The following is a 1486-nucleotide window of genomic DNA, read 5'->3' as shown; positions in this document are numbered from 1 at the left end:
GCACCCAAATACAACCCCGGTATTTGGGCGCGTCGCGCCCGATGCCAGCCACACTCTGGACCTCGCCTCGCACTCGGCCGGACTACGAAACACGGCCTAGGTCACGCAGGATCCGGCGGGCCGCGTTGTGGCCGGCCGCGCCGATCACGCTGCCCGCCGGGTGGGCGCCGGCGGATCCGGCGTACAGGCCGTCCAGGCCCGTTGCATACGGCATCCGCCGGTCGAACGCCACCGTGTTGTCGACGTGGTGGATGTGGCCGCCGGTGATGCCGAAGTGCTTCTCGATGCCGGGCGGGGTGAGCGGCATCATGTCGGCCACCAGGTCGCTCGTGCCGGGCGCGTACCGGTCACAGATGGCCAGCAGCTTGTCGACGTAGCCGGGCAGCGCCTCGTCCCACGTCGTGCCCGTCGGCTCGTAGGGGACCGACTGCACGAACAGCGCCGACGAGTGGTGACCCTGCTCGTCCTGCAGGCTCGGGTCGACGGTGGTGTGCAGGTACCACTCGATGGTCGGCTCCTCCGGAAGCCGGCCGGCCTGCACGTCGGCCCACATGTCGCGCAGCGCCGCCATCGGTGAGTCGCCCTCGCCCTGCCCCGCCAGGCCCGCTGAGCCGGGAAGCAGGTGAATCGTCGACCCGAACGGCGACGGCGCATCGTCGGGCAGGCAGGAGAAGCGCGGCAGGTCCGTGAGCGCCAGGTTGACCTTCATCGTCGTGCCCGGCCGCTTGATCGCGGCCATGTGGTCGGTCAGGCTCGCGGGCAGCGCCCCGGACGGGACGAGATCGATCAGGGAGTACGGGTCACAGGACCCGAGCACGACCCGCGCGGTGATGCTCCGGCCGTCTGCCAGCTCCACGCCCCTGGCCGCGCCGCCCTCCACCGTCACCGCGCTGACCGGCGAGCCGGTGTGAATCTCGGCGCCCGCGCGCCGGGCCGCGTCGGCGAAGGTGCGCGACACCGCGCCCATGCCGCCCTGCGCGATCATCCAGGTGCCGTCGGCGCCGGGCAGCCGGCACATGTTGTGCGCCAGGAAGTTGTGGCCGGTGCCGGGGTCGTCGGGGCCCGCGTTGAGGCCGGAGATGCCGTCGGTCACCGCGTACATGCTCATCAGGAACTCGGATTTGAATCCGAACCGCGACAGGTAGTCGGCGACCGAGCCGCGCATCATGTCGATGAAGGTGCTCTGCAGCTGGGGGCGGATGTAGCGCTCGGCGGTCTGCTCGATCGAGGTCGGCTCGGCCAGCCAGGCCGGCGCGAGATCGGCCCGCAACGCCGCGATCTCCACCGCCATCGCCTCGTCCGCGGCGACGTCGCGCGGCGAGAAGAACCGCTCCATCTGCGCCCTGGTCGCGGCGCGGTCGCTGCCGAACAGCAGGAACGGCGAGCCGGCCGGACCCGGCGCGGGCAGGAAGTAGTGCGGGTCCCGGCGCAGCACCGGGATGTCGACGTCCAGGATCCGCAGCAGCTCCGGCGGCATCAGCCCCAG

At 71.7% G+C, this 1486-nt stretch carries 1 protein-coding gene; it reads right to left on the bottom strand.

Annotated features, from left to right (window positions below; all coding sequences use genetic code 11):
- Positions 1–82: 82 nt before the first annotated feature.
- Positions 83–1486: NAD(P)/FAD-dependent oxidoreductase (locus AB0M20_RS43090; RefSeq protein WP_364307236.1), on the bottom strand; the 1404-nt coding region annotated here is incomplete at its 5' end.

The sequence above is a fragment of the Actinoplanes sp. NPDC051633 genome (genome assembly GCF_040681735.1).
GTDB lineage: Bacteria > Actinomycetota > Actinomycetes > Mycobacteriales > Micromonosporaceae > Actinoplanes.
The sequence above is the reverse complement of the archived record's forward strand: the minus strand, read 5'-3'. Positions and strand labels throughout refer to the sequence as shown.